A 25,478-nucleotide genomic window follows, 5' to 3' on the forward strand; every position below is an offset into this window, starting at 1 on the left:
GAACCATTTTTAGAGGTTTGACATTTTTAATCATTATAATTTTAATCATGAAAAAAAGAACAACAATAGTTTTAGTGCTTTTGTTTGCTGCTTTTAATTCTTATTCACAAGATACTTTACGAGAAATAAAAGTTCAGGCCAAACGCAAGAGCATGCAAAAAACATACACACTTTCCGGTAATACTACATTAGTAACCAAAAAAGAATTACTCAAAGCTGCTTGTTGCAATCTTGCCGAAAGTTTTGAAACCAATCCCTCAATAGATGTCAATTTTTCGGACGCATTGACCGGAACTAAGCAAATCAAAATGTTGGGTTTAACAAGCCCGTATTTGATGATGACCCAGGAAAACATTCCTTCCGTTCGTGGGGCTTCGCAGGTTTATGGGCTTTCCTTTACGCCTGGCCCTTGGATAGAAAGTATCCAAATCACAAAGGGAGCGGGTAGTGTGGTAAATGGCTTCGAAAGCATATCGGGTCAAATCAATACTGAATTAATAAAACCGATGTCGGAAGTTCCATTTTTATTAAACGCTTATGGTTCTACTGATTCCCGTTTTGAACTGAACGCCAATTTCAATCAAAAACTGTCCGACAAATGGGCAACCAGTTTATTGGTGCATGGCAATATAAGGGATTCCAAAATGGATAAAAATGACGATGGCTTTCTGGATAATCCTTTGCAAAAACAATTCAATTTACTCAATCGCTATCAGTATTATAATGCCGAATCGGGTTGGGTTAGTTTCATTAATCTGCAGTATATGAATGATACTAAATTAATGGGAGAAACCAGTTTTGATCCTGATACAGACAAAGGAACAAACAACTCCTGGGGTTCTGAAATCGATACTAGAAAGCTAGATGTCTCTACAAAAATAGGCTATGTTTTTAAGGATATACCATTTCAAAGTTTTGGTTTCCAAAATGCTTTTTCTAGTTATGACCAGAATTCTTATTTTGGATTGAATGGCTACAATATGCAGCAAAATAGTTTTTATTCGAACTTGATTTTTAATTCGATCATCAATAATGAAAAGAACAAGTTTGCCACAGGCTTGAATTTTACTTATGATAGTTATAACGAGTTTGTTAATACAACAGATTACAGTAGGATAGACAATACTGTTGGAGTTTTCTTTGAATATACCTATGATAATCAAGATAATTTTAGCTTGATTCTTGGTGGTAGGGCAGATTATGGGAATCGTTTAGGTGTTTTTGTTACGCCAAGAATTCATATGAAATACAATCCTTGGGAGAAAGGAGTTTTGCGAGTTTCTGCAGGTAGAGGGAAACGTCCAGCCAATATTTTTGCCGAAAATCAAACCTTGTTTGCCAGTTCCAGAGCTTTTAATGTTACAAATGTTGGAGGCAAAATATATGGATTGGATCCTGAAATTGCTTGGAATTATGGTGTGAGCTTTATGCAAGGTTTCAAGTTGTTCAATCGAAACGGTGATGTTACGGCGGATTTTTACAGAACCAATTTTCAGAATCAAGTAGTGGTGGATATTATGCAAAGTCCGCAACAAGTGATTTTTCATAATTTGGATGGTGTTTCGTTTGCCAACAGTTTTCAATTGGAATTCAATTATGAATTGGCGAAGCGTTTGGAATTGCGTTCTGCTTATAAATATTACGATATCAAAACCGATTATTTGTCTGGGAAGTACCAAAGACCTTTGCAGGCGGCTCATCGTTTCTTCGGGAATTTGGGTTATGAAACCAGTATTAAAGACAAAGGAAAGCAATGGAAATTCGATTTTACCTATAACTGGATTGGAGAGCAACAATTGCCTTACACAGCATCAAATCCTGTGGGATTTCAACTCCCGGAATATTCACCTGCCTATTCTTTGATGAACGCTCAAATTACCCGAGTATTTTCTTCTACTTTTGAAGTGTATGTGGGAGGGGAGAATATTGGGAATTACATTCAAAATCCTGCAATCGTGGATGCGCAAAACCCTTTTGGCCCCTATTTTGATGCGACTATTTTATATGCACCAGTATTCGGGCAGATGTATTATGCGGGGTTAAGATTAAAAATAAAATAAAGGACTATCAATAATCAATATCAAAAAAATAATTAAATTTTTATACTTATAAAAATGAAGACAAATATTCTACGATTCGGAAAAAACAGCAATAAGGTTAAGTATGTAGTTGCGGTTTTACTAATGACTGTTTTTACAATTTCGGCTCAAGGTCAAGAAAAGCAAAATAAAAATGCAAAGTATGCTACTGAAGTAAACGGTAACTGTGAGCAATGTCAAAAGAGAATTCAAAAGGCTGCCTATTCGGTTCCGGGAGTGAAGTCGGCCTCGTGGAGTGTTGAGACACATCAATTGAGCTTAATTATTAATGAAGAAAAATGTTCTTTGGCGGACGTAAAAAAAGCAATTGCTAAAGTAGGCCACGATACGGATTCCGTAAAATCAACGAAAGAAGACTATGATAATCTTCATTATTGTTGCCAATATGAAAGATTGTAATTGTACAGCTATAGATTATTTTGTGGTATAAATTTTTTTTGTGCCCATTAATTTGTAACTTACATTAATAAAAAAAAGCATTAAAATAGAAGTTTAATTTTAATGCTTTTTGTGGTTTTTAAATCGTTAATAAAACTTTAAAATGAAGTAATAAATTGTGGTTAACCTAAATTATCCTTACTTTCACAGCCTAAATAAAAACAAAAATTTATGAATAATTTTGAATGGACCCAATTAGTAAATCCTGAATTTTATATAACTTTTACAATTGGTGGCATTCAACTGGGTTTGTACATTGTTTTATTCATTGTTTTTGCAGAAACGGGTCTTTTTGCCGGTTTTTTTCTTCCAGGTGATAGTTTGCTTTTTCTAGCGGGAATTTATAGTCGTGATTTGGTTCAGAACATTCTTTTCATAGAAAGTGATTTCGTAAATCTCGTTATACTTTCGTCTTTGGTAGCCCTTTCGGGGGTTTTGGGCAATATGGTAGGCTATTGGTTTGGCGCCAAAAGCGGTTATTATTTGTACAACAGAGAAGATACACTTTTGTTTAAGAAAAAATATTTGCTTCAAGCCAAGGAGTTTTTCGAGAAGCATGGTGGGAAGGCCATTATCTATGCAAGATTTTTGCCTATAGTAAGAACTTTTGCACCGATAGTTGCTGGAATAGGCTCAATGGACAGAAAGAAATTTATGTTTTTTAATGTAGTAAGTTCGATTTTATGGTCTTTTGTTTTGATTTTTTCAGGGCATTATCTTTATGGAATGTTTTTGGACATGGGAATTGACTTAAAAGAACATATTGAGAAAATCGTCATCGGAATTATTTTAGTTTCAACTTTGCCTGTTCTTCTAAAGATGATCAAGAAAAAAGTTGTTCATCATTAATAATTACTAAACAAATGGAACCGCCTTGTTCAATTGAGCAAGGCGGTTTTTTTGTGCTTTGTTTTGATGAATACAAAAATGCCATTACGTTGCCCAAGGTTGAAGCGTGGGCTATGACTCCTAAAAAGGTCAAATTTGACGTTTTTTGGAGTTTTTATAATTCTCTGATCACTGTAAAAATGCCTAATCTTTGCCTTTAGCCCCGATAGGAGTGAAAATCCATATGTGCTGGTGTTCGGTACATATGGATTGCAACGAATAGCGGGAACCATCTTTACTAAAAAGGCCTAATCTTTCTGCTCCTAAAACTGTTAATTGAATTAGGCAAAATGTTCCTGAAAAGGCATAAAAAAAACCCGTCGAGAATGAATTCAAGACGGATTTTATATTTGAATGTAATGCTGATTTTTACATCATTCCTGGCATACCTCCACCCATGTGGGCTCCACCTGCATTTTCTTCTTTAATGTCTATTAAAGCACACTCTGTAGTCAAGATCATTCCTGCAACCGAAGCAGCATTTTCTAATGCAATACGAGTTACTTTTTTAGGATCAATGATTCCAGCTTTTAGCATATCTACGTACTCGTCTGTTTTGGCATTGTATCCAAAATCTCCAGAACCTTCGCTAACTTTTGCAACAACAACAGAGCCTTCAAGACCTGCATTTTCTACAATAGTTCTTAAAGGAGATTCTATCGCACGAGAAATAATTTGAACACCTGTTTTCTCATCAGCGTTGTCTGAAACAATAGTGCTTAAAACGTTTTTAGCTCTCAATAAAGCTACTCCACCTCCAGCAACAATTCCTTCTTCAACAGCTGCACGAGTCGCGTGAAGTGCATCGTCAACACGGTCTTTTTTCTCTTTCATTTCTACTTCAGAAGCAGCACCAACATAAAGAACGGCAACACCTCCAGCTAATTTAGCCAAACGTTCTTGCAATTTTTCTTTGTCATAATCAGAAGTCGTAGTTTCCATTTGACCTTTGATTTGGTTTACGCGATTTTTGATCATATCAGCTTCTCCGGCACCACTTACAATTGTAGTGTTGTCTTTGTCGATAGTTACTCTTTTTGCAGAACCTAACATCTCTAGGGTAGTGTTTTCTAAAGTGTATCCTCTTTCTTCAGAGATTACAGTTCCACCTGTTAAGATAGCTATATCTTCTAGCATTGCTTTTCTTCTGTCTCCAAAACCAGGTGCTTTTACAGCAGCGATTTTCAAGGCACCACGCAATTTGTTTACCACCAAAGTTGATAAAGCTTCACCGTCAACATCTTCTGCAATAATCAATAATGGTTTTCCAGTTTGTGCGATTGGCTCCAATACTGGTAATAATTCTTTTAAAGAAGAAACTTTTTTGTCATACAAAAGGATGTATGGGCTTTCTAGTTCAGCTTCCATTTTTTCTGGATTGGTTACAAAGTAAGGAGAAAGATATCCTCTGTCAAATTGCATTCCTTCCACAACATCTACATACGTATCGGTTCCTTTGGCTTCTTCTACAGTGATTACACCTTCTTTACCAACTTTAGCGAAAGCATTAGCGATTAATTCACCAATCACTTCATCATTGTTGGCAGAAATAGAAGCAATTTGTTTGATTTTTTCAGAGTCGCTTCCTACTACTTTTGCTTGTTTGGCAAGGTCAGCAACGATAGCTTCAACAGCTTTGTCAATACCACGTTTCAAATCCATTGGATTTGCTCCGGCAGCAACGTTTTTCAATCCTTCTTTAACGATAGCTTGTGCCAATACCGTAGCAGTTGTAGTTCCGTCTCCAGCTAAATCATTGGTTTTTGAAGCAACTTCTTTTACCATTTGAGCACCCATATTTTCCAATGGATCTTTCAATTCAATTTCTTTGGCAACTGTAACACCATCTTTAGTTACGTTTGGACCACCAAAAGATTTTCCAATAATTACGTTACGTCCTTTTGGCCCAAGGGTTACTTTAACCGCATTTGCCAATGCATCAACTCCACGTTTTAATCCGTCACGTGCTTCAATATCAAATTTTATATCTTTTGCCATTTTATTGTTTATTTGTTGATTCGTTTATTTGATTTTAGATGATTGCTAAAATATCATCCTCACGCATGATTAGGTAATCTTTTCCTTCTAATTTTAATTCCGTCCCAGCATATTTTCCATAAAGTACTGTATCACCAATTTTGACAGTCATGGTATGGTCTTTAGTTCCGTTTCCTACTGCAACTACAGTTCCTTTTTGTGGTTTTTCTTTTGCGGTATCTGGAATAAAAATTCCTGACGCCGTTTTCGTTTCAGCTGCAACTGGTTCAATAAGAACTCGATCTGAAAGTGGTTTAATGTTTAAAGTCATGATTTTTTATGTTTATGTTAATTTTTACTGTTGTTGTATTTCAGAAATTATGCCACACTACGTAAACTGACATTTTTTCTTATAAAAAATGCCAGCTTTGACAGGCTGGCATTTTGAGTATTTATGTAAATAAATTATTTTGCTGGAGTTGCAGGTGTACTTTGTGCAGGAGCATTTGTAGCAGGAGCATTAGTTTTTGGTGCTGCAGTTTCTGTGTTGTCAATGATTTTTGAATCAGCATCACTCAAAGTTCCTGTGAAACTTAAACCTGAAAGTAAGATTAAAGCAATTAATATAGTTGCCAATGTCCAAGTACTTTTGTCTAAGAAATCAGTAGTTTTTTGTACACCACCTAACATTTGAGAACCACTTATTGTAGAAGAAAGACCGCCACCTTTAGGGTTTTGAACCATTATTACTACGATCAATAGAAAACATACTATTGTAATTAAAACTAAAAAAATTGAAAACATACTATTTATTATTAATTGTTATTTTGTTGTACTATTTTAATATCCTTTATACGGTCTGCAAAGAAACTACTTTTTTCTGGATATTTCAAAATTAATATTTCATAAGCTTGTATGGCTTTTTGGTATTTTTTTTGTTCCAAATACACTTTAGCCAAAGTCTCTGTCATTAAATAAGAATTATCCTCCTTGTTGAGATCTATGTTTGGAGTGAACACTACTCCGGGTTTTATTGGTGGAATCTTTGGACTGGTTTCGATGAATTTATCAATCAATTCTGCTTTTTTCTTTTTACTCTCGTCAATGATAGATTCGGGTTCTTTTGCCATACTATTATTTTCTTTTGGATTTTCTCGTATAATGGGTTGTATCCTCGAAATTTGAAGCCATTGATGGAATGAATGTGTTTCTGATTTTGAAAAATCCAGTGGTTTCCCAATTTCTAAATTTTTCTCAGCTTCTGTTGTTACTTCTTCCGATTTTGTTGGCGTAGCTTCCTTAATAGAGTCAAGAATCGATTGTTCAACATTTTTATCGATTTCTAATTTTTCAATAAAGAGAGAATTGTTTTGAGCAGGATTAGCATTAGCCTCTTTTATGGAGGTAAGTATAGAATGCTCCAAAGGAGTTGTTGTAATTGGTGCTATCTCTTCTTTTTCAACGATTTGACTGTCAATTACGGTTATATTGAGGAGTTCCTGTATTTTTTTCTCGTAAGTCTTTTTTTGAATAGCTATAAACGATTCGGAAGTAATAAAGTCAAATAAAACGCTACGGTCGGTAGTGTGTGCCGCAGCTACTTTTAATGCAAAATTATACTTGTAGCTATTTTGATTGTACAGCCCTTTTAAGCGCAACGCTCGTGCACTTTGAAAAAATGGAAATTCATCCAATACTTTTTCTAAAGCCACCGTTTGTATCTCGTTGATTTCTTCGGGTTGGTTTAATAAATAATTATAGCTACTAACGTTCATTTTTTTGTGTTCCTTAATTTAAGTGTTTTGTCTTGTTATTTTAGTATTCTTTTGTCTGATATCAAACACTAAAAAATCAAACTGTTTTCTGCTAACTGAAAACTGCAATCTGATTACTGCAGGTTACCATTTTGCAAGTGAATCATTGAAAATATCCTGAGTAATTCTTTCGAAAATTTCTTTAATCGCGGCATCTTTCGTTGCTCCTGTCAATTGTTGGGCAGCAGGAAAGTCATAATAAAACTCAAATGATTTTTCAAAATCGTCGGCTTCCTTGTTTTTATTGGTAAATCTAACCATTACTCTAATTTTTAATCGGTTTTGCGCCGCCTTTTGATCGGCAGTTGCGGTCATTGGACTGATGCGGTAATCTGTAATTTCTCCTTCATACATTAAATCTCCTCCATTTTTTACTAAGTGCAAATTAGTTTGATTCTGAATCAAGTCTTGTAATGTAAGTGTAAAAGTTCGGTCAATTCCCGGTTCAATCAAATCAGAATTGTTTGGAAAGAAGTTTACCTGATATGTTTTGGCATCAATTTTACCTGTTCCTGTAAAGTTATATACCGAACAACTGTTTAGGATGAATGAACTAATTATTAATAAGAGATAATGTGTTTTTTTCATAAAATGTATAAATTGCTACGCCTGTTCGCTGTCGCTCGAGTCCAAAATCTAAATTTGGTTCAAATTTCAAATGTACAAAAATCGAATTAGTGATTTGAAATTTGTTTTTTTGAAATTTTTATTTTTTGCTATAAGTCAAATTGTTTTATTTTTCGATACAAAGTACGTTCCGAAATACCTAATTCATCTGCTGCGGCTTTTCTTTTTCCTTTGTTTTTTTCCAATGATTTTTTGATCATTTCAATCTCTTTTTGTTCGAGTCGCAACACCTCTTCCTCTTCGATGGTTTCAGCCAAAAGGTAATTATTGTTGTCCTGTTCTTCGTAATTCTGTTCTCTATTTGAATTGGATATAAACGAAGTTCTGGGTTCTTCTTCAAAATCAATTTCACTGTCCTCTTCCTTGGAACCGTATATTTTTTTTATGAGTGATTTATTGGTTTCCTGAACATTGGAATTGCTATTTTGCATCAATTCTAAAGTTAGTTTTTTTAAATCATGCAAGTCGCTTTTCATGTCAAAAAGGACTTTGTATAAAATCTCTCTTTCGGTATTAAAATCGGTGTCGTTTTTTTTGTCTTTTATTACCGATGGCAAATTAGTTCCTTCTGTGGGTAAATACGTTTGCAAGGTTGCGGCAGTAATATCTCTATTGGTTTCTAATACCGAAATTTGTTCTGCAACGTTTCGTAATTGTCTAATGTTACCGCTCCAACGGTATTTCTGCAATAAGGAAATAGCACCTTCGTCAAGCTTCAATGGAGGCATTTTATATTTATTGGCAAAATCGGCAACAAATTTTCTGAATAGTAAATGAATATCTTCTTTTCGCTCCCTAAGTGGAGGCAGAGTTATATCAACGGTACTTAAACGATAGTATAAATCCTCACGAAATGTTCCTTTTTCAATTGCTTTAAATAAATTGACATTCGTTGCAGCTACTATTCGGACATTCGTTTTTTGAACCTGAGAGGAACCTACTTTTATGAATTCTCCATTTTCTAATACCCGCAGCAATCGTACTTGGGTGGTCAAAGGCAATTCTCCCACTTCATCAAGGAAAATAGTACCGCCATTGGCCACTTCAAAATAGCCCTCACGAGTGCTGGTAGCGCCTGTAAAAGCTCCTTTTTCATGGCCAAAAAGTTCACTGTCAATAGTTCCTTCCGGAATTGCTCCACAGTTTACAGCAATATATTTACCGTGTTTTCGGTGTGATAATGAATGTATAATCCTTGGGATATTCTCTTTTCCCACACCACTTTCTCCAGCGACCAAAACCGAAATATCGGTAGGTGCAACTTGAATGGCTTTTTCTATGGCACGATTGAGTTTTGGGTCATTCCCAATAATCTCAAAACGTTGTTTTATTGATTGTACTGTATCCATTTGCTTTTTTTCTAACACAGATTTCACAGATTATCACAATTAAAAATCTTTGAAAATTTTCCTGATTATTAAAATTGAAATTTGTTTGAATAACTGCTTGATTCTTTTTCTATTATTGTGGCTTTGTTAGCGTATCTTTTTGGATAGCTGTTTTTTCAACTTTGTGTTTTGGGAAATAAGTTCTAATGATATAGAACGTTGTTCCAAAAGCAAGAATAAAAGTAATTAAAGCGATAAGTATATTTTTTTTCGACATAACAATGATCTTATTTTTTGTAACCTTTTTAGTAGTTGATTAAACGTTGTTAAAAAAATCAATTCATACTTGAATATCCAACCGCTTCGCCTTTCAAAGTTCCTGAGGTACAAGAATTAATTTTTACATTTACAAAATCACCTATTTTATAGTTCTCCTTTGGGAAAACGACAGTTATGCTTTGTGAATTTCTGCCAGAGAATTCTTCAGTCGATTTTTTTGAAATTTTCTCAACCAAAACTTCTACTGTTTTACCAATAAATTCTTCAGAACGGATCCAAGCATGTTTCTGTTGTAAATCGACAATTTCTTGCAATCTTCTTGCTTTAGTAGTTTCAGGAACATCATCATCCATTTTTCTTCCAGCCAAAGTTCCAGGACGTTCAGAATAGCTGTACATATAACCAAAATTATATTTCACATATTCCATTAAACTCAGAGTGTCTTTATGGTCTTCTTCCGTTTCTGTTGGAAAGCCCGAAATCATATCTTGAGTAATGGCTACATTTGGAATAATAGAACGAATCTTATCTATCAAAGCCATATATTCTTCTCTGGTATGCAAGCGATTCATTTCTTTCAAAATTCGATTACTACCCGATTGCACCGGTAAGTGTATGTGTTTACAAATGTTAGGATATTTGGCAATGACGTGCAAAATGCTTTCGTGCATATCTTGTGGATTCGAAGTTGAAAAACGAATTCGCATTTTCGGAAAACCAATCGCTACCATTTCCAGTAATTGGTCAAAATCCACCGCTGTCGCTTTTTGCATTTCGCTTGCATCGGCAAAATCCTTTTTCAAACCGCCGCCATACCATAAATAACTATCTACGTTCTGACCTAGAAGTGTTATTTCCTTAAATCCTTTGCTCCACAAATCCTGAATTTCGTTCATGATACTTTGCGGTTCACGACTGCGCTCACGTCCGCGGGTAAAAGGCACCACACAAAATGTACACATATTATCACAGCCTCTAGTGATAGAGACCAATGCTGTAATTCCGTTGCTCATCAATCGAACTGGTGAAATATCACCATATGTTTCCTCTTTGGATAAAATCACGTTGATGGCATCACGACCTTCTTCGACCTCACTCAATAAATTAGGTAAATCTTTATAGGCATCTGGCCCCACAACGAGGTCAACGATTTTTTCTTCTTCCAAGAACTGACTTTTCAAACGCTCGGCCATACAGCCCAAAACGCCTACTTTCATTTTTGGATTAATGCGTTTTACCGCATTGTATTTCTCCAGACGTTTGCGTATCGTTTGTTCCGCTTTGTCTCGGATAGAGCAAGTGTTTACCAAAACCAAATCTGCCTCTTCCAAAACTGAAGTGGTATTGTAACCGCCATCAGACAATATGGACGCTACAATCTCACTGTCCGAAAAATTCATCGCACAGCCGTAGCTTTCTATAAAAAGTTTTTTGGTATTCTCCGGTTTATGTTCCAGAACAAGGCTATTTCCTTGTTTGCTTTCTTCAATTATCTTTTCCATTGGGTAGTTTCAAAGTGCAAAGATAAAGCAATTACAGCGATTATGACAAGATGTCAGCCGAAGAATTAACAACTTTTTAAGTCCTTCAAAATGGGGATGGATAAGGACATTTTCAAGAGGAGCCATTTCCCGCTTTCCATTACAAGTCCTCGTCCTGTTGTCAACATTTTTATGTAGTGGCAAGAGCTTCCTTTGGTCGCTTTGACACTACATAAAATGTAAGCCATCTGGTCTCCGGGCTTTTCACTTTAATCGGGGCTAGGTGTTTGTTTTGAAAATCGTGTTTTGTAAAATATAATTATCTCTGTATTTTTATTGAACCCGAAACTCTTTCAATAAAAACCCATTGGCCAAAATCTTAAATTCGACCACTTGATTTTGAATCCAGTTTTCATCATGACCTAATTCTTTAGCTAATAAATAGGCTACTTTGGTAGAACAAGAAATTGCTGCACGAGCGTCTAAAAACAATAGCCGAACACGTCTCGCCAAAATATCATCAACAGTAGTGGCCATTTCTTGTCGGATAGCCCAAGCCACCTCGGCTAAGGTATAGTTGTAATCTGGGTGTAATTTTTCTTTTAATTCAGGTTCGCTTTCTTGCAATTCAAGAATGGCTTTACTATCGGTTCCGTAAATAAATAAATGGTTTTCAAAATCTGCTGCATTGTTTTTCTTGTTTCCGTGAATGGTTAAATGTTCTGTAACACATTTATTTGGTTTTAGTTCATGCACTTTGATAGCTTTATCGATGATATCTTCAGCAATTTTCCGGTACGTCGTCCATTTTCCTCCAGTAATTGTAATTAGTCCAGTTTCAGAAACGATTATTTTGTGGCTGCGAGAAACTTCTTTGGTGCTTTGTCCTTTTTTATCAGGAGCGGCCAAAGGTCTTAAGCCTGCAAAAACCGAGAGTACATCTGCTCTTGTTGGATTTTTTGTCAAGTATCTTCGCGCTGTTTCCAGTACAAATTCAATTTCTTCTTCGAGGGCTATAGGTTCAATATCTGATTTTTTGACCAAAGTATCCGTTGTACCAACCACAATTTTATCATGCCAAGGAACCGCAAAAAGTACTCTTCCGTCACTCGTCTTCGGAATCATTAAAGCATAATCACCAGGCAAAAAAGACTTGTTAAATACCAAATGTATTCCTTGACTGGGAACAATGTATTTTTTATAAACAGTATCGTTCATTTTCATGATAGCATTGGTAAATACTCCTGTTGCATTAATTATTGCTTTGCCTTGTACTGTATATTCGTCTCCTGATTCTTGGTCGGCTGCTATTACTCCAGTAACTTGGTTTTTGTCATCCTTTAATAATTGGACAACTTTAAAATGATTGAGTACACAAGCCCCCATTTCTGTTGCAGTTTGTGCAAGGTTAATAGCCAGTCGGGAATCATCAAACTGCCCATCATGATACAATACACCACTTTGTAGTCCGTTTGGTTCAATGGAGGGAATTAATTCCATTGTCTTTTTTTTGGATAAATACTTTGAACTTCCGAGGCTTAATTTACCGGCTAATAGATCATAGAATTTTAAACCAATGGTATAAAAATAACCTCCCCACCAGTTGTAATTAGGAATGATAAACGATTCGTTCTTAACCAAGTGCCCTGCGTTCTTTTCCATCAATCCTCTTTCTTTCAAGGCTTCTTTTACTAATGTAAGATTGCCTTGTTCTAAATAGCGAACACCACCATGAACCAATTTAGTGCTTCGGCTTGAGGTTCCTTTTGCAAAATCTACCGCTTCTAAAAGTATTGTTTTAAAACCTCGGCTTGACGCATCCACTGCAGCACCAAGTCCATTGGCACCACCACCAATAATGATGAAGTCCCAAGCTTGGTTTTGTTTTAGTTTTTGTAGCTGTTCGATTCGGTTCATTATCTATTTTTGTAGGTTTGGGATGGTTTCTTGTAGTAAATTTAACTAAATAATGAAATGGATTTACTTTTTGAAAAATTAAATATGGATTTCTTTTTTATACCTATATATAGAGGTTGAATGGGGTGGTCGTTTTATTGTTTTAAAGATGTTCCTTGTATTTAATGGTTTTGCCTTTTTCGGGTTAAAATTGGGATTGCATCAATTTATATGCGAATGAAAATTGTTGTGCTTTGTGTTGTTGAATTGGTTCATTTACCGATTTAATTAGTTTTTAAAATCAATGAAAGGTTGATATTTAAAAAAAAAAATTACTTTTGCGATTCAAACAATAACAAAATGGCAAAGAATTTAGTGATAGTTGAGTCCCCTGCAAAGGCAAAAACAATCGAAAAATTTCTCGGAAGTGATTATCAGGTTGAGTCAAGTTATGGACATATTGCTGATTTACCTTCTAAAGAAATTGGTGTTGATGTTGAAAACGGATTCAAGCCCAAATATGAAGTTTCCTCGGATAAGAAGGCATTGGTGTCTAAATTAAAAACTTTAGCTAAAAATGCAGACATGGTATGGTTAGCGAGTGATGAGGATCGCGAGGGAGAAGCTATTTCTTGGCATTTGGCGGAAGAATTGAAACTTAAAAAAGAAAAAACGAGGCGTATTGTTTTTCATGAAATAACCAAAACGGCAATCCTTAAAGCCATTGAAAAACCACGTGAAATCGATTATAATTTAGTTAATGCGCAGCAAGCGAGAAGAGTTTTGGATCGTTTGGTTGGTTATGAATTGTCACCGGTTCTTTGGAGAAAAGTAAAAGGGGGATTATCTGCTGGACGTGTGCAATCGGTTTCTGTTCGATTGATTGTTGAGAGAGAACGCGAAATCCAAAACTTTACTGCGGTAGCAACTTATTCTGTTGTGGCAGAATTTACTAATGAAGCAGGAAAGTCTTTCAAAGCAAAACTTCCAAAAAATTTTAATACTAAGAAAGAAGCCGAAGATTTTTTAAAACAAAATATCGGTTCTATATATAAGGTAGCAGATTTAGAAACTAAACCTACCAAAAAATCACCAACGGCTCCTTTTACAACTTCAACTTTACAGCAGGAAGCCGCTAGGAAGTTGTATTTGCCTGTTGGAATCACGATGCAATTAGCACAACGTTTGTATGAAGCGGGACTTATTACTTATATGAGAACCGACAGCGTTAATTTATCCAAAGAAGCGATGGATGCTGCCCAGGCTGAAATTATCAAATCGTATGGGAAAGAGTTTTCTAACCCAAGAGTTTTTGCCAATAAAAGTAAAGGTGCGCAAGAAGCTCACGAAGCGATTCGTCCGACCGATATGTCACTTCATACAGTAAATATTGATAGAGATCAAGCGCGTTTGTACGATTTGATTTGGAAAAGGACTTTGGCTTCCCAAATGAGTGATGCCAAATTGGAACGTACCAATGTGAAAATTGAAGCCAATAATCACGGCGAAATATTCACTGCTTCTGGTGAGGTTTTACTTTTTGAAGGGTTTTTGAAAGTATATCTTGAAGGACATGATGAAGAAGAAGAAGAGCAGGAAGGTTTGTTGCCTGCCTTGAAAGTGAATGAAAAATTGCAAAACAATTTTATTACTGCAACCGAAAGATATTCAAGGGCTGCGGCAAGATATACAGAGGCTTCTTTGGTGAAAAAATTGGAAGAATTAGGTATTGGCCGTCCTTCTACTTATGCACCAACTATTTCTACCATTATTAACAGAAATTATGTTGAGAAAGGAAATCTTGAAGGGTTAGAGAGAAATTATACTCAGTTGACTTTGCAATCTGGGAAATTAGCAGAGAAGTTACTTAAGGAAAATACAGGTTCTGATAAAGGAAAATTAGTTCCCACAGATATTGGAACAATTGTTACTGATTTCTTGGTAAAGAATTTCGGAAATATTTTGGATTATAATTTTACTGCAAAGGTAGAGCAGGATTTTGATGAAATTGCCGAAGGAAATATAGAATGGACAAAGATGATGCAAGAGTTCTACGATAAATTTCACCCAACGGTGAAAGATGTAGAAGCGAATGCTGATAGAGAAAGTGGAGAACGAATATTGGGAATTGATCCAGAATCAGGAAAACCGGTTTCGGTTCGTTTGGGTAAATTTGGACCAATGGCCCAAATTGGCGATGCCGAAGATGAAGATAAAAAATTCGCGAGTCTTAGACACGAACAAAATATAGGTAATATTACTTTAGAAGAAGCTTTGAATTTGTTTTTGCTTCCAAAAAACTTAGGTGTATATAAAGGAGAAGAAGTTGAAGTAAGTAATGGACGTTATGGGCCATATGTACGACACGGAAGTGTTTTTATTTCTTTGCCAAGAGGGGAGGACCCTTTGGACGTTTCGATGGTGAGGGCTCAGGAATTGATCGATGAAAAAGCTATAGCAGATGCACCTATTGCTGTTTATAAAGGGGAAGGTGTTCAAAAAGGAACTGGTCGTTTTGGTCCTTTTATCAAGTGGAATGGAATCTTTATAAATGTAAGTAAGAAATATAATTTTGATAATTTATCTCAGTCGGATATACAGGAATTGATTGAGGATAAATTGCAGAAGAATATTGATAAAGTACTTCATAATTGGGAAGAAGAAGGAATATTGGTTGAAAAAGCACGTTGGGGTCGTTCGGTTATAACGAAAGGCAAGATAAAAATTGAATTAAGCAAAGATGTTGATGCAGCAAAATTAACATTGGCTGAAGTTCAAGAAATGATTGCCAAGAAAACACCAGCCAAAAAAGTTGCTGCCAAAAAAACAACTGCTGCGAAGAAACCAGCCGTTAAAAAAGCAGTAGCCAAAAAGAAATAAAGAATTAAATTCAATTAGTCCTCATTTTTTCTTTCGTGGAAAGTAATGTAGGAGAGGTAAAAGAAGCAAAAAATGGAGTTTGATTTTTTAGAACCATTAAGTGAAGAATTTCTAAATTATGTTTTAGGTTTGTCTGCTCAAAATTTGGGGAGTAAAATAGTTTTGCATACTAATGAAGCAATACCTGATTTGAGTAAAATTGATATTGCAATAATTGGTGTTCTTGAAAATAGAGGTGATAAGAGTGGTAATGTAGATGTTGACCTAGACGCCATTCGAAAAGAATTATATGGAATGTTTCCTGGGAATTGGAATGTTACAATTGGCGATTTGGGGAATATTCTTCCTGGAAACTCAAAAGAGGATACTTTTTTTGCATTAAAAAAAATAGCTTCAAGTCTTATAAAAAGAAAAATAGTACCTCTAGTTATTGGAGGATCTCAGGATTTAACCTATGCATTGTATAGAGGATATGATGATTTGGAGCAAATGGTGAATCTAGTTTCTATTGATAGTAGGTTTGATTTTGGTAAAGAAAATGAGACGATTAGTTCCGATTCTTTTTTAACTAAAATTATTATAGATGAGCCTAATAATCTGTTTAATTTTTGTAATATTGGCTATCAGACCTATTACAATTCTCAAGAGGAAATTGATCTGATAGAGAAGTTGTTTTTTGATGCATATCGTTTAGGAGAAGTTTCAAATAATATTTCAATTGCAGAACCGGTTTTTAGAGATGCTGATGTTGTGAGTATAGATTTGAATTCAGTAAAATCATCAGATTCTGGTAATTTTACTGTTTTTAACCCAAATGGGTTTAATGGTAAAGAAATTTGCACGTTGTCCAGATATGCAGGGATAAGTGATAAAGTAAGTTCGTTTGGAGTTTTTAATCACAATAATTCAAAACAGGAAGCGGTAATTATAGCGCAGATATTTTGGTATTTTATAGAAGGATATCATTATAGGTCAAATGAGTATCCTTTTGGGAGTAGAGAAAATTATTTAAAATATATAGTTCCGCTTGAAGAAGAGGATTTGGTGTTTTATAAAAGTGATAAAACAGATCGTTGGTGGATAGAGATACCATTTATTTCCAAAGCCAGCAATAAATTGAAAAAAAACACGTTATTACCGTGTTCTTATGAGGAATATTTGGCCGCTTGTAATCAGGAAATGCCTGAAAGATGGTGGAAAGCTCAAAGGAAAAACATTATATAAATTTTAAGCTTTAAATTACTTATTAAATTTATCGTAAAATCGTTAATTTTATGTGAATATTTGAAATATTTGAGATATACTTACAAAATTTTTAAAATGATGTTTTTTGTCGTTCTTTTTTGGCGCTTTGGCGATAAAATATTTTTTTTTTAGAATTTTTAACATACATTTGACCAAATATTAAGTGACTATAAAAGAATTGTTTTTTAAATAAAAAATAAATAGGTTTGCAGTCCTATTAATAATGAATAGATAACCCCAATTTTTATGAAGAATTTCATTGCATTTACGGCAATTTTAACAGTGTTGATTAGCTGTGGCAGATCAAGCGACAAAGGAGAGTTGGTTGGTGTAAAAGGAGCAAAGTGGCATCCTGAAAAACCTTATGGAATGACACTAGTACCTGGTGGTTCATTTATCATGGGTAAGTCTGATGATGATGTCGCTAATGTTGCAGATGCACCAACAAAAACAGTTACTGTTAGGGCATTTTATATGGACGAAACAGAGATTACAAATAGCGAATACCGTCAATTTGTGGAATGGGTAAAAGATTCTACGATTCGTTTCCGTTTGGCTATTTTGGCCGAAGAAAGCGGTCAAGGTGCTGCTGCTGATGGTAAAGGTAAAGGAAAGAATACAGGAAGTATTGCTGATTATTCTTTTAGTAATAACAACTCCGATCCGGAAAAAATGACTGCATATGATAAGTATATGTATGATAACTATTACAGTATTGGTACGGATAAAGATCCAAACGCTTATAAAAGATTGAATAGAAAATCTAAATTAGTAAAGGATGTTAAGAAGTATCCAGATGAGTACTATACAGAAGTGATGGATTCTATGTACCTGCCTTTAGAAGCGTCTTATAATGGATTGAGAACTATTGATGTAAATAAGCTTAAATTTCGCTATACTTGGATGGATATTCAAGCTGCCGCTAAAGCTAAAGTGGGTAAAAGGCAAGATTTTATAAGAACTGAGGAGGTTAAGGTATATCCTGATACTACAGTCTGGATTAAGGATTTCGCTTATTCTTATAATGAACCGATGCATAATGACTATTTTTGGCATAAAGCTTATGGGGAATATCCTGTAGTTGGTGTGACTTGGAGTCAAGCAAAAGCATTTTGTGAGTGGAGAACTTTAAATAAAAATAGTTATTTAAAATCTAAGAAAAATCATGTTGACAATGTGAATTCGTTCAGATTACCTACGGAAGCAGAGTGGGAATACGCTGCTAGAGGTGGTTTAGAGTCTGCTACTTTTCCATGGGGAGGACCTTATACAAAAAGTGACAGAGGATGTTTCTTGGCTAATTTCAAACCTAATAGAGGTGATTATGCTGCGGATCAAGCTTTGTATACTGTAGAGGCTAAATCTTATGAAACTAACGGCTATAACTTATATAATATGGCAGGTAACGTTTCTGAATGGACAGACTCTGCTTATGATGCTAACTCTTATGATTTTGTGTCTACAATGAATCCTGCTGTTATAGATAACTCAAATAAACGTAAAGTTGTAAGAGGTGGATCTTGGAAAGATGTTGCTTATTTCCTTCAAGTAAGTACTCGAGCATTTGAATATGCAGATTCAGCTAGAAGTTATATCGGATTCAGAACAGTTCAAGATTATATGGGAACACAAACAACCGGTAATAACAAAAAGAAATAACCCCAAATAAATTAAATAAAAATAACCTATTAAATTAACTTTAAAATTTTTACAAGATGGCAGTATTGAGCAAAAAAGCAATGAATTTTACCTATGGTATGGGAGCGGCAGTAGTAATTATCGGAGCCCTATTTAAAATTCAACATTACCCTGGAGCTAGTGCATTATTAATTATTGGTCTTTGTACAGAAGCTTTCATTTTTGCTCTATCGGCATTCGAACCAGTTGAACATGAATTAGATTGGTCTTTGGTTTATCCTGAATTGGCAGGTGGTGAAAAATCTGAAAAGAAAGAAGTTGTGTCTGATGATGCTGATGGAATGTTGTCTTCTAAATTAGATGCAATGTTAAAAGAAGCTAAAATTGATGGTGAATTGATGAGTAGTCTTGGAAATAGCATTAGAAATTTTGAAGATGCTTCAAGAAATATTTCTCCTACAGTTGATTCTATCTCGGCTACTAAAAAATACAGTGAAGAGTTATCTATGGCTGCAGCTCAAATGGAGTCATTAAATAGTTTGTATAAAGTACAATTGGAAAGTGCTTCAAGAAACGCTGAAGCTAATAAAGAAATTGCAGAGAATGCAAGTAAATTGAAAGAGCAAATGCAATCAATGACTGCAAATATTGCATCTTTAAATAATGTATATGGTGGTATGCTTACTGCAATGAGTAATAAAGGATAATTAGTTTTTTAACTATATATTATAATATTAAATAATAAACTAATTAGAAAAAATGGCAGGAGGAAAATTAACCCCTAGACAGAAGATGATTAACCTAATGTACTTGGTTTTCATCGCGATGTTAGCATTAAACATGTCCAAAGAAGTATTATCAGCTTTTGGATTAATAAACGAAAGATTTGAAACGGCTAATAGTTTAGCATTATCTTCAAATGAAGCTATTTTGGCGGATTTGGATCTTAAAGCACAAGATAAACCAGAGCAGTATAAAGTGCCTAATGAAATTGGAAAAAAGGTTAATGCTGCAACTAATTCCTTTTATAAATATGTAGAATCGTTAAAATCAGATTTTACTAAAGATATAAAAAGAGAAGAGAATGGTAAATTGCCATACGAAACCATGGATAATTCATCAAAATTAGATGAGTCTTGGTTTAGTGGGGATGGTTTATCTGCAAAAGGTAAAGAAGTGGTTGCTGCTGTAGAAGCATATAAATCAGCAATTAAATCTGCTATTGGTAGCGATCCTAAATTTAAGGATATTGCAGCAGAATTTAACACAAAGTTCAATACTGGAGATGTAGTGGATAGAGAAGGTGTAAAAAAGAATAATTTAGATTATAATTTTAAGCATTTCCCACTTATTGCTTCTGTAGCTAAATTAACTGCTATTCAAAATGATGTTAATACTATCGAGAATCAAATTTTGAGCAGATTAACAGGTTCAACTGCTGTTGCAGCTGCATCTATGAAAAATTATACTGCAATTGTTATTCCTGAAAAATCTGCTTTCTTTGCAGGAGAAGCTGTAAAAGGAAAAATCGTTTTAGGACGATTTGATAAAGCAACTGTTCCTACTAAAGTTGTGGTTAACGGTAGTAATTTAAATCTTGGTTCTGCTTTGCACGATGGTCAAGTTGACTTTAGTTTTGGTGCTGGTAATGTTGGTGAACACGACATTAATGGTAACTTTACTTTTATGGAAGATGGTAAACCAGTAGCTATTCCAATTATTGGGAATTATGTAGTGGTTCCAAAGCCAAACTCTGCAACTATCTCTGCAGATAAAATGAATGTAGTTTATAGAGGTGTTGTAAATCCTATGACTATCTCTTTTGCAGGTATCTCTGCTGATAAAGTTTCCGCTTCGGCTCCAGGGTTAAGTTCTGCTGGAAAACCAGGTGCATACAACATGAATCCTGGACAAGGTTCTGAAGTTGTTATTAATGTTACGGGTACTTTGCCAGACGGATCTAAAGTTTCTGATAAAAAAGCATATAGAATTAAAGGTATTCCACCTCCAGTAGGTGCAATTGGAGGAGAAATGGGAATTGTTAAAGGAGCTAAGTCTCGTTTAGAAGTTTCGCAAATTTCGGCAAAACTTCCTGATTTTGATTTTAATGTACAATTAAATGTTGTTGGATTTACTTTAAAAGTTGCTGGACAAGCTGCCGTAATTGTATCTGGAGACAGAGTTAATGCACAATGTAAAACTGCTTTAGCAAGAGCTACAAGAGGTGATCAAGTAACTATTTCAGATATAAAAACTAAATTGGTTGGTTCTGATATAATGCTTTCAAGAACAGCTGTAGTAATTTACGAAATACAATAATATTTAAGTTTATATTCTACTTAAATAATCTAATAATTAATAAAGATGAAGACTAAAAATTTAGTTGCGGTTATAGCATTTGTTGCGGGAAGTTTTTCTTCATTTGCACAGTCTAATTTGCTGAATGCTAAGACACCAGATCAAATTGGGGTAAAAACTAAATCTCAAGTGTCTCTTGACAATGATAAGCCTTTGGCTTATGGTTATGTGGATGATAGAGATATATTGATGGGTAAAACTACATGGGAGATTGTTGATTTGAGCGAAAGATTTAATTTTCCTCTTTATTTCCCAATCGATTCTACTAATATTGGAAAGGACAGAAGATCATTGTTTGATGTTTTGATTAAGGGTATTAAGACTAATAAAATAACTGAAGTATATGCTGATGATTATTTTAATACCAAGAAAACTTTCAAAGACATGAGTAGTTCATTTACTTATATTGATACGACCAATGCTGGTAGAGAAGAAGTAAATGCCAATAGAGATTTGTATTACCCAAAAGCTAAACCGTCGATTACTTATAAAACCGTTAAAGGTAAAAAAGTAAAAGTGGTTGGTCCTGCTACTGTTCCCGTTGCTAAAGCTTTAGATCCTCAATTTATTGATAAAAGAGAACTTACAGCACAAGATATCACAGGATACAAATTAAAAGGGTATTGGTATTTTGATAAACGTCAAAGTGAATTGAAATATCGTTTACTGGGTATTTGTCCAATTGCTCCAGAAGCTAGAGAAGTTGGTAGTGAAAATCCTGATTATATTGATTTGTTCTGGATATTCTATCCTTCGATTCGTGATTATTTGCATCAGTATTTGGCTTTCAATGAGAAAAATTCGGCTATGCCAGTTTCTTTTGATAGAATTTTAGATTCACGTCAGTTTAGTGGTGTTATTTACAAAGAAGAAAATGTATACGGTGACCGTTTGATTACTGAGTATGTTAATGAAAATGCTTTGAATCAATTATTGGAATCTGATAGAATTAAAGATAAAATTCGTGATTTCGAACATGATATGTGGAATTACTAATTACCTAAAATTTTACAATAAAAACTCTTACTTAATTTAAGTAAGAGTTTTTTGTTTTTTACATTTATTACATTGTTTATGATTGATTATATAATTGTTGGGTCAGGTTTAGCGGGGATTTCTTTTGCGGAGATAGCCTTGTTGAATAATAAAACTGTTGTGGTTTTTAATGATGATTCTCAAAATTCATCTAAAGTTGCTGGAGGACTCTATAATCCTGTTATTTTGAAGCGCTTTAGTGAAGTATGGCAAGCTCAAGAACAATTACAATTAATGGAGGGTTTTTACTCAAGGCTTAGCGCCAAAATTGAATCAAAGGTCGATTTTAAAATACCTATATTAAGAAAGTTTTTCTCAATAGAAGAGCAAAATAATTGGTTTGCTGCATCGGATAAACCAGCTTTGACACCCTTTTTGTCTACTTCTTTAATCTTTAATAATTTTGAAGGTATTGATTCTCCTTTTGGTTATGGTGAAGTATTACAGACAGGATATGTTGATACAGCTTTGTTGGTTTCTGAATATCATGATTATCTTTTATCTCACCAACTTTTGAGAAATGAAACTTTTGATTATAATGATTTAATTATTGATGAGGAAAGAGTCTCTTACAAGGGAATAATTGCTAGACATATTGTGTTTGCAGAGGGTTTTGGTTTACAAGCCAATCCTTTTTTTAGTGAATTGCCATTGGATGGCACAAAAGGCGAATTGTTCATTATTAAAGCACCGCTTTTAAATCTGGATGTTATTGTAAACACCAGTGTTTTTATTTTGCCATTGGGAAGCGATTTGTTCAAAGTTGGTGCAACTTATAACTGGAAAGATAAAACCAATTTACCTACAGAGGAAGGAAGAGCAGAATTAATCGATAGAATTAAAGAAATTATTTCATGTGATTTTGAAATTATCAATCATTATGCTGGAGTTCGACCCACTGTTAGGGACAGAAGACCATTAGTGGGAACACATGCAGAATATAAAAGAGTTCATATATTGAACGGATTGGGAACTCGTGGTGTAATGCTCGGCCCAGCAATGGCCAAAGCATTGTTTGAAAATATAGAAGAGGATATTGACCTAGATAAGGAAATTGATATTAAAAGATTTACCAATAAGCGCAAAGCAAAATCTTAATTAAATTTTAGTTGTTGGGTCATAAGAAACAAACATGTTAATGTAAATGTTTCTGGACCATCTTAGCACTATTGGAAATAATATAATTAATGTAGCAATAATTGCAATAAACGAAGTTTGTATACTGGTTTTGATTATAAGGTATGATACGATAAAAGTCGCAATGCCGACTGCAACATTCAAACCATAACTAACATACATAGCTCCATAAAAAAAGGAAGGTTCGATTTGATATTTTAGACCACAATGACTGCATTGTTCATTCATTTTGAGTACTGAACCTAAATGTAAAGGATTTTTATCCACATACATACTCTCATTCATGCATTTTGGACAAGTTCCTGTTAAAATGCTATATAGTTTGGATCCTTTTTTTAACATTTGCAAAAAATTTAATTTTTCTATTTTTAGAAAGACCAAATTTACTAATTCATAAAGGAATAAAATAATAATACATGCTTAATATACACAATTTATCGGTTTCGTTTGGTGGTTCTTATTTGTTTGAGGAAGTGACTTTTCGATTAGGAGCGGGAGACCGTGTTGGTCTTGTCGGAAAGAACGGTGCAGGGAAATCGACTATGCTTAAAATACTGGCTAAAGACTTTGCTCCAGATTCTGGAGTAATTTCCCAGGAGAAGGAAATTCGTTTGGGTTTTTTACGTCAGGATATTGATTTTGAAAGAGGAAGGACGGTTTTGGAAGAAGCTTATGAAGCTTTTACCGAAATCAAAATTGTTGAGAAAAAATTAGCGGAAATCAACCATCAATTAGTAACTCGTACGGATTACGAAAGCGAAGAATATAGTCAAATCATAGAAGATTTATCTGATTATACCCATCGTTTTGAATTACTTGGAGGTTATAATTATGTTGGGGATACCGAAAAGATTCTTTTGGGTCTGGGTTTCAAACGTGAAGTTTTTGACAATCAAACCGAAACTTTTTCTGGGGGTTGGAGAATGCGTATTGAATTGGCCAAATTGTTGTTGCAATCAAATGATGTTTTGTTGCTGGATGAGCCTACGAATCACCTGGATATAGAAAGTATCATTTGGTTGGAAAGTTTTTTACGTAATTATCCTGGGGTTGTTGTTATTGTTTCGCATGACAAGATGTTTTTAGATAATGTGACCAATAGAACGATAGAAATTTCTCTTGGTAAAGCCTATGATTTTAATAAGCCCTATTCTCAATATTTAGAATTGCGTCATGAAATCCGTGAAAAGCAATTGGCGACGCAGAAAAACCAGGCTAAGAAAATTGAAGAGACTGAAAAGCTGATTGAAAAGTTTAGAGCCAAAGCTTCTAAAGCTTCCATGGCACAATCTTTAATCAAAAAGCTTGACAAAGTAGAACGTATCGAAGTTGATGAGGATGATAATTCGGTTATGAATATTTCTTTTCCTGTTTCCAAGGAGCCAGGTAGAGTCGTTATAGAAGCTGAAAAGGTTACTAAAAGTTACGGTGATAAAACCATTCTCAAAGATATTAGTTTGTTAGTGGAACGTGGAAGTAAAATTGCTTTTGTGGGTCAAAACGGTCAAGGAAAATCTACATTTATTAAAGCTATTGTTAATGAATTTGAATACCAAGGCTCGATTAAATTAGGTCATAATGTACAATTGGGTTACTTTGCTCAAAATCAAGCCGAATATCTTGATGGAGAGATTACCTTGTTGCAAACTATGGAAGATGCTGCAATGGACACGAACCGCATGAAAGTACGCGATATGTTGGGTTCTTTCTTATTTCGTGGTGATGATGTAGAGAAAAAGGTGAAAGTGCTTTCTGGAGGTGAAAGGAACCGTCTAGCGCTATGTAAATTGTTGTTGCAACCCATTAATGTATTGTTAATGGATGAGCCAACAAATCACTTGGATATCAAATCTAAGAATGTTTTGAAAGCCGCTTTGCAAAAATTTGGAGGAACTTTACTGTTAGTTTCTCACGATAGAGATTTCTTGCAAGGAATGTCTAATATCGTTTACGAATTTAAAGATCAAAGAATTAGAGAATATTTGGGAGATATCAATTATTTCTTGGAAGAACGCAATATGGAAAATATGCGTGAAGTGGAGAAAAAAGATGCTTTGAAAGCTACTGTAGCAAAAGAAAGCAACAAAGCTTCCTATGAAGACCAGAAAAAAGGCAAGGCTTTACAAAATAAATTAAGTAAAGTTGAAAGTCAAATTAAGCAATTGGAAAGGGACATTCAACAGGATGATAAAATGTTGGCTTCTAATTATGATAAACATATTGAAGATGCTTCGTTTTTTATAGCTTATAATAAAAAGAAAGCCGAGTTGGATAAACTGCTTTTGGACTGGGAAATTGTTCAGGAAGAAATTGATAATTTGTAATAAAGAGAAGCTCCATTTTGGAGCTTTTTTTATA

Annotated in this window: 20 protein-coding genes; 11 read left to right on the forward strand and 9 right to left on the reverse strand. The window is 34.5% G+C overall.

Annotated features, from left to right (window positions below):
* The first annotated feature begins 47 nt into the window (after window positions 1-47).
* From DOS84_RS09990 to DOS84_RS10000, 3 genes are all read left to right on the forward strand, one after another.
* Window positions 48-2,060, forward strand: a complete 2,013-nt coding sequence (locus tag DOS84_RS09990) for a TonB-dependent receptor plug domain-containing protein (RefSeq protein WP_111409968.1) — start codon at window positions 48-50, stop codon at window positions 2,058-2,060.
* 123 nt (window positions 2,061-2,183) lie between these two features.
* Complete coding sequence (locus tag DOS84_RS09995) at window positions 2,184-2,498, forward strand: heavy-metal-associated domain-containing protein (protein WP_424320174.1); 315 nt, start codon at window positions 2,184-2,186, stop codon at window positions 2,496-2,498.
* A gap of 210 nt (window positions 2,499-2,708) precedes the next feature.
* Window positions 2,709-3,386, forward strand: coding sequence for a DedA family protein (locus DOS84_RS10000; protein ID WP_111409970.1), 678 nt, complete (start codon window positions 2,709-2,711; stop codon window positions 3,384-3,386).
* Window positions 3,387-3,794: 408 nt separating this feature from the next.
* On the opposite strand, the gene groL is transcribed toward DOS84_RS10000, so the two are convergent.
* From groL to DOS84_RS10045, 8 genes are all read right to left on the reverse strand, one after another.
* Window positions 3,795-5,423, reverse strand: coding sequence for a chaperonin GroEL (gene groL / locus DOS84_RS10010; RefSeq protein WP_111409972.1), 1,629 nt, complete (start codon window positions 5,421-5,423; stop codon window positions 3,795-3,797).
* 34 nt (window positions 5,424-5,457) lie between these two features.
* Window positions 5,458-5,733 (reverse strand): co-chaperone GroES, encoded by a 276-nt coding sequence (locus DOS84_RS10015; protein WP_100431955.1) that lies wholly within the window; start codon window positions 5,731-5,733, stop codon window positions 5,458-5,460.
* A gap of 134 nt (window positions 5,734-5,867) precedes the next feature.
* Window positions 5,868-6,206 carry a preprotein translocase subunit SecG gene (gene secG, locus DOS84_RS10020; RefSeq protein ID WP_111409973.1) on the reverse strand — a complete coding sequence of 113 codons (339 nt, stop codon included), beginning with the start codon at window positions 6,204-6,206 and terminating at the stop codon, window positions 5,868-5,870.
* Between the two features lie 11 nt (window positions 6,207-6,217).
* Window positions 6,218-7,177 (reverse strand): tetratricopeptide repeat protein, encoded by a 960-nt coding sequence (locus DOS84_RS10025; protein WP_111409974.1) that lies wholly within the window; start codon window positions 7,175-7,177, stop codon window positions 6,218-6,220.
* A gap of 123 nt (window positions 7,178-7,300) precedes the next feature.
* Window positions 7,301-7,804 (reverse strand): LPS assembly lipoprotein LptE, encoded by a 504-nt coding sequence (gene lptE, locus DOS84_RS10030; protein WP_111409975.1) that lies wholly within the window; start codon window positions 7,802-7,804, stop codon window positions 7,301-7,303.
* A 128-nt stretch (window positions 7,805-7,932) separates the two neighbouring features.
* Window positions 7,933-9,192, reverse strand: coding sequence for a sigma-54 interaction domain-containing protein (locus DOS84_RS10035; protein WP_111410022.1), 1,260 nt, complete (start codon window positions 9,190-9,192; stop codon window positions 7,933-7,935).
* 314 nt (window positions 9,193-9,506) lie between these two features.
* Complete coding sequence (miaB, locus tag DOS84_RS10040) at window positions 9,507-10,952, reverse strand: tRNA (N6-isopentenyl adenosine(37)-C2)-methylthiotransferase MiaB (RefSeq protein ID WP_111409976.1); 1,446 nt, start codon at window positions 10,950-10,952, stop codon at window positions 9,507-9,509.
* A 312-nt stretch (window positions 10,953-11,264) separates the two neighbouring features.
* Window positions 11,265-12,848, reverse strand: coding sequence for a glycerol-3-phosphate dehydrogenase/oxidase (locus DOS84_RS10045; protein WP_111409977.1), 1,584 nt, complete (start codon window positions 12,846-12,848; stop codon window positions 11,265-11,267).
* Between the two features lie 339 nt (window positions 12,849-13,187).
* Here DOS84_RS10045 and topA point away from each other — a divergent pair, with 339 nt between their 5' ends.
* From topA to DOS84_RS10080, 7 genes are all read left to right on the forward strand, one after another.
* Window positions 13,188-15,707, forward strand: coding sequence for a type I DNA topoisomerase (gene topA, locus DOS84_RS10050; RefSeq protein WP_111409978.1), 2,520 nt, complete (start codon window positions 13,188-13,190; stop codon window positions 15,705-15,707).
* Between the two features lie 72 nt (window positions 15,708-15,779).
* A complete protein-coding gene (locus DOS84_RS10055) occupies window positions 15,780-16,931 on the forward strand; it encodes a formimidoylglutamase (protein WP_111409979.1) in 1,152 nt (383 codons plus the stop codon).
* 267 nt (window positions 16,932-17,198) lie between these two features.
* On the forward strand, window positions 17,199-18,611 hold the full coding sequence (gene porK, locus DOS84_RS10060; RefSeq protein ID WP_111409980.1) for a T9SS ring complex lipoprotein PorK/GldK: 1,413 nt from the start codon (window positions 17,199-17,201) through the stop codon (window positions 18,609-18,611).
* Window positions 18,612-18,667: 56 nt separating this feature from the next.
* Window positions 18,668-19,297: a type IX secretion system motor protein PorL/GldL gene (porL, locus tag DOS84_RS10065; protein WP_111409981.1), complete on the forward strand. Its 630-nt coding sequence runs from the start codon at window positions 18,668-18,670 to the stop codon at window positions 19,295-19,297.
* 52 nt (window positions 19,298-19,349) lie between these two features.
* A complete protein-coding gene (gene porM, locus DOS84_RS10070) occupies window positions 19,350-20,909 on the forward strand; it encodes a type IX secretion system motor protein PorM/GldM (protein WP_111409982.1) in 1,560 nt (519 codons plus the stop codon).
* Window positions 20,910-20,954: 45 nt separating this feature from the next.
* On the forward strand, window positions 20,955-21,944 hold the full coding sequence (gene porN, locus DOS84_RS10075; RefSeq protein WP_111409983.1) for a type IX secretion system ring subunit PorN/GldN: 990 nt from the start codon (window positions 20,955-20,957) through the stop codon (window positions 21,942-21,944).
* A gap of 78 nt (window positions 21,945-22,022) precedes the next feature.
* Window positions 22,023-23,081 carry an NAD(P)/FAD-dependent oxidoreductase gene (locus DOS84_RS10080; protein WP_111409984.1) on the forward strand — a complete coding sequence of 353 codons (1,059 nt, stop codon included), beginning with the start codon at window positions 22,023-22,025 and terminating at the stop codon, window positions 23,079-23,081.
* Here DOS84_RS10080 and DOS84_RS10085 read toward each other — a convergent pair whose 3' ends face one another.
* Complete coding sequence (locus DOS84_RS10085; protein ID WP_111409985.1) at window positions 23,082-23,462, reverse strand: DUF983 domain-containing protein; 381 nt, start codon at window positions 23,460-23,462, stop codon at window positions 23,082-23,084.
* A gap of 74 nt (window positions 23,463-23,536) precedes the next feature.
* On the opposite strand from DOS84_RS10085, the gene DOS84_RS10090 reads away from it, so the two are divergent.
* On the forward strand, window positions 23,537-25,444 hold the full coding sequence (locus DOS84_RS10090) for an ABC-F family ATP-binding cassette domain-containing protein (RefSeq protein ID WP_111409986.1): 1,908 nt from the start codon (window positions 23,537-23,539) through the stop codon (window positions 25,442-25,444).
* Window positions 25,445-25,478: the final 34 nt, after the last annotated feature.

The organism is Flavobacterium aquariorum (assembly GCF_003254745.1).
GTDB classification, from domain to species: domain Bacteria; phylum Bacteroidota; class Bacteroidia; order Flavobacteriales; family Flavobacteriaceae; genus Flavobacterium; species Flavobacterium aquariorum.

Coding starts and splice junctions, on each gene's coding strand:
- DOS84_RS09990 (WP_111409968.1), top strand. CDS start 48: ATGAAAAAAAGAACAACAATAGTTTTAGTGCTTTTGTTTGCTGCTTTT.
- DOS84_RS09995 (WP_424320174.1), top strand. CDS start 2,184: ATGACTGTTTTTACAATTTCGGCTCAAGGTCAAGAAAAGCAAAATAAA.
- DOS84_RS10000 (WP_111409970.1), top strand. CDS start 2,709: ATGAATAATTTTGAATGGACCCAATTAGTAAATCCTGAATTTTATATA.
- groL (WP_111409972.1), bottom strand. CDS start 5,423: ATGGCAAAAGATATAAAATTTGATATTGAAGCACGTGACGGATTAAAA.
- DOS84_RS10015 (WP_100431955.1), bottom strand. CDS start 5,733: ATGACTTTAAACATTAAACCACTTTCAGATCGAGTTCTTATTGAACCA.
- secG (WP_111409973.1), bottom strand. CDS start 6,206: ATGTTTTCAATTTTTTTAGTTTTAATTACAATAGTATGTTTTCTATTG.
- DOS84_RS10025 (WP_111409974.1), bottom strand. CDS start 7,177: ATGAACGTTAGTAGCTATAATTATTTATTAAACCAACCCGAAGAAATC.
- lptE (WP_111409975.1), bottom strand. CDS start 7,804: ATGAAAAAAACACATTATCTCTTATTAATAATTAGTTCATTCATCCTA.
- DOS84_RS10035 (WP_111410022.1), bottom strand. CDS start 9,192: ATGGATACAGTACAATCAATAAAACAACGTTTTGAGATTATTGGGAAT.
- miaB (WP_111409976.1), bottom strand. CDS start 10,952: ATGGAAAAGATAATTGAAGAAAGCAAACAAGGAAATAGCCTTGTTCTG.
- DOS84_RS10045 (WP_111409977.1), bottom strand. CDS start 12,848: ATGAACCGAATCGAACAGCTACAAAAACTAAAACAAAACCAAGCTTGG.
- topA (WP_111409978.1), top strand. CDS start 13,188: ATGGCAAAGAATTTAGTGATAGTTGAGTCCCCTGCAAAGGCAAAAACA.
- DOS84_RS10055 (WP_111409979.1), top strand. CDS start 15,780: ATGGAGTTTGATTTTTTAGAACCATTAAGTGAAGAATTTCTAAATTAT.
- porK (WP_111409980.1), top strand. CDS start 17,199: ATGAAGAATTTCATTGCATTTACGGCAATTTTAACAGTGTTGATTAGC.
- porL (WP_111409981.1), top strand. CDS start 18,668: ATGGCAGTATTGAGCAAAAAAGCAATGAATTTTACCTATGGTATGGGA.
- porM (WP_111409982.1), top strand. CDS start 19,350: ATGGCAGGAGGAAAATTAACCCCTAGACAGAAGATGATTAACCTAATG.
- porN (WP_111409983.1), top strand. CDS start 20,955: ATGAAGACTAAAAATTTAGTTGCGGTTATAGCATTTGTTGCGGGAAGT.
- DOS84_RS10080 (WP_111409984.1), top strand. CDS start 22,023: ATGATTGATTATATAATTGTTGGGTCAGGTTTAGCGGGGATTTCTTTT.
- DOS84_RS10085 (WP_111409985.1), bottom strand. CDS start 23,462: ATGTTAAAAAAAGGATCCAAACTATATAGCATTTTAACAGGAACTTGT.
- DOS84_RS10090 (WP_111409986.1), top strand. CDS start 23,537: ATGCTTAATATACACAATTTATCGGTTTCGTTTGGTGGTTCTTATTTG.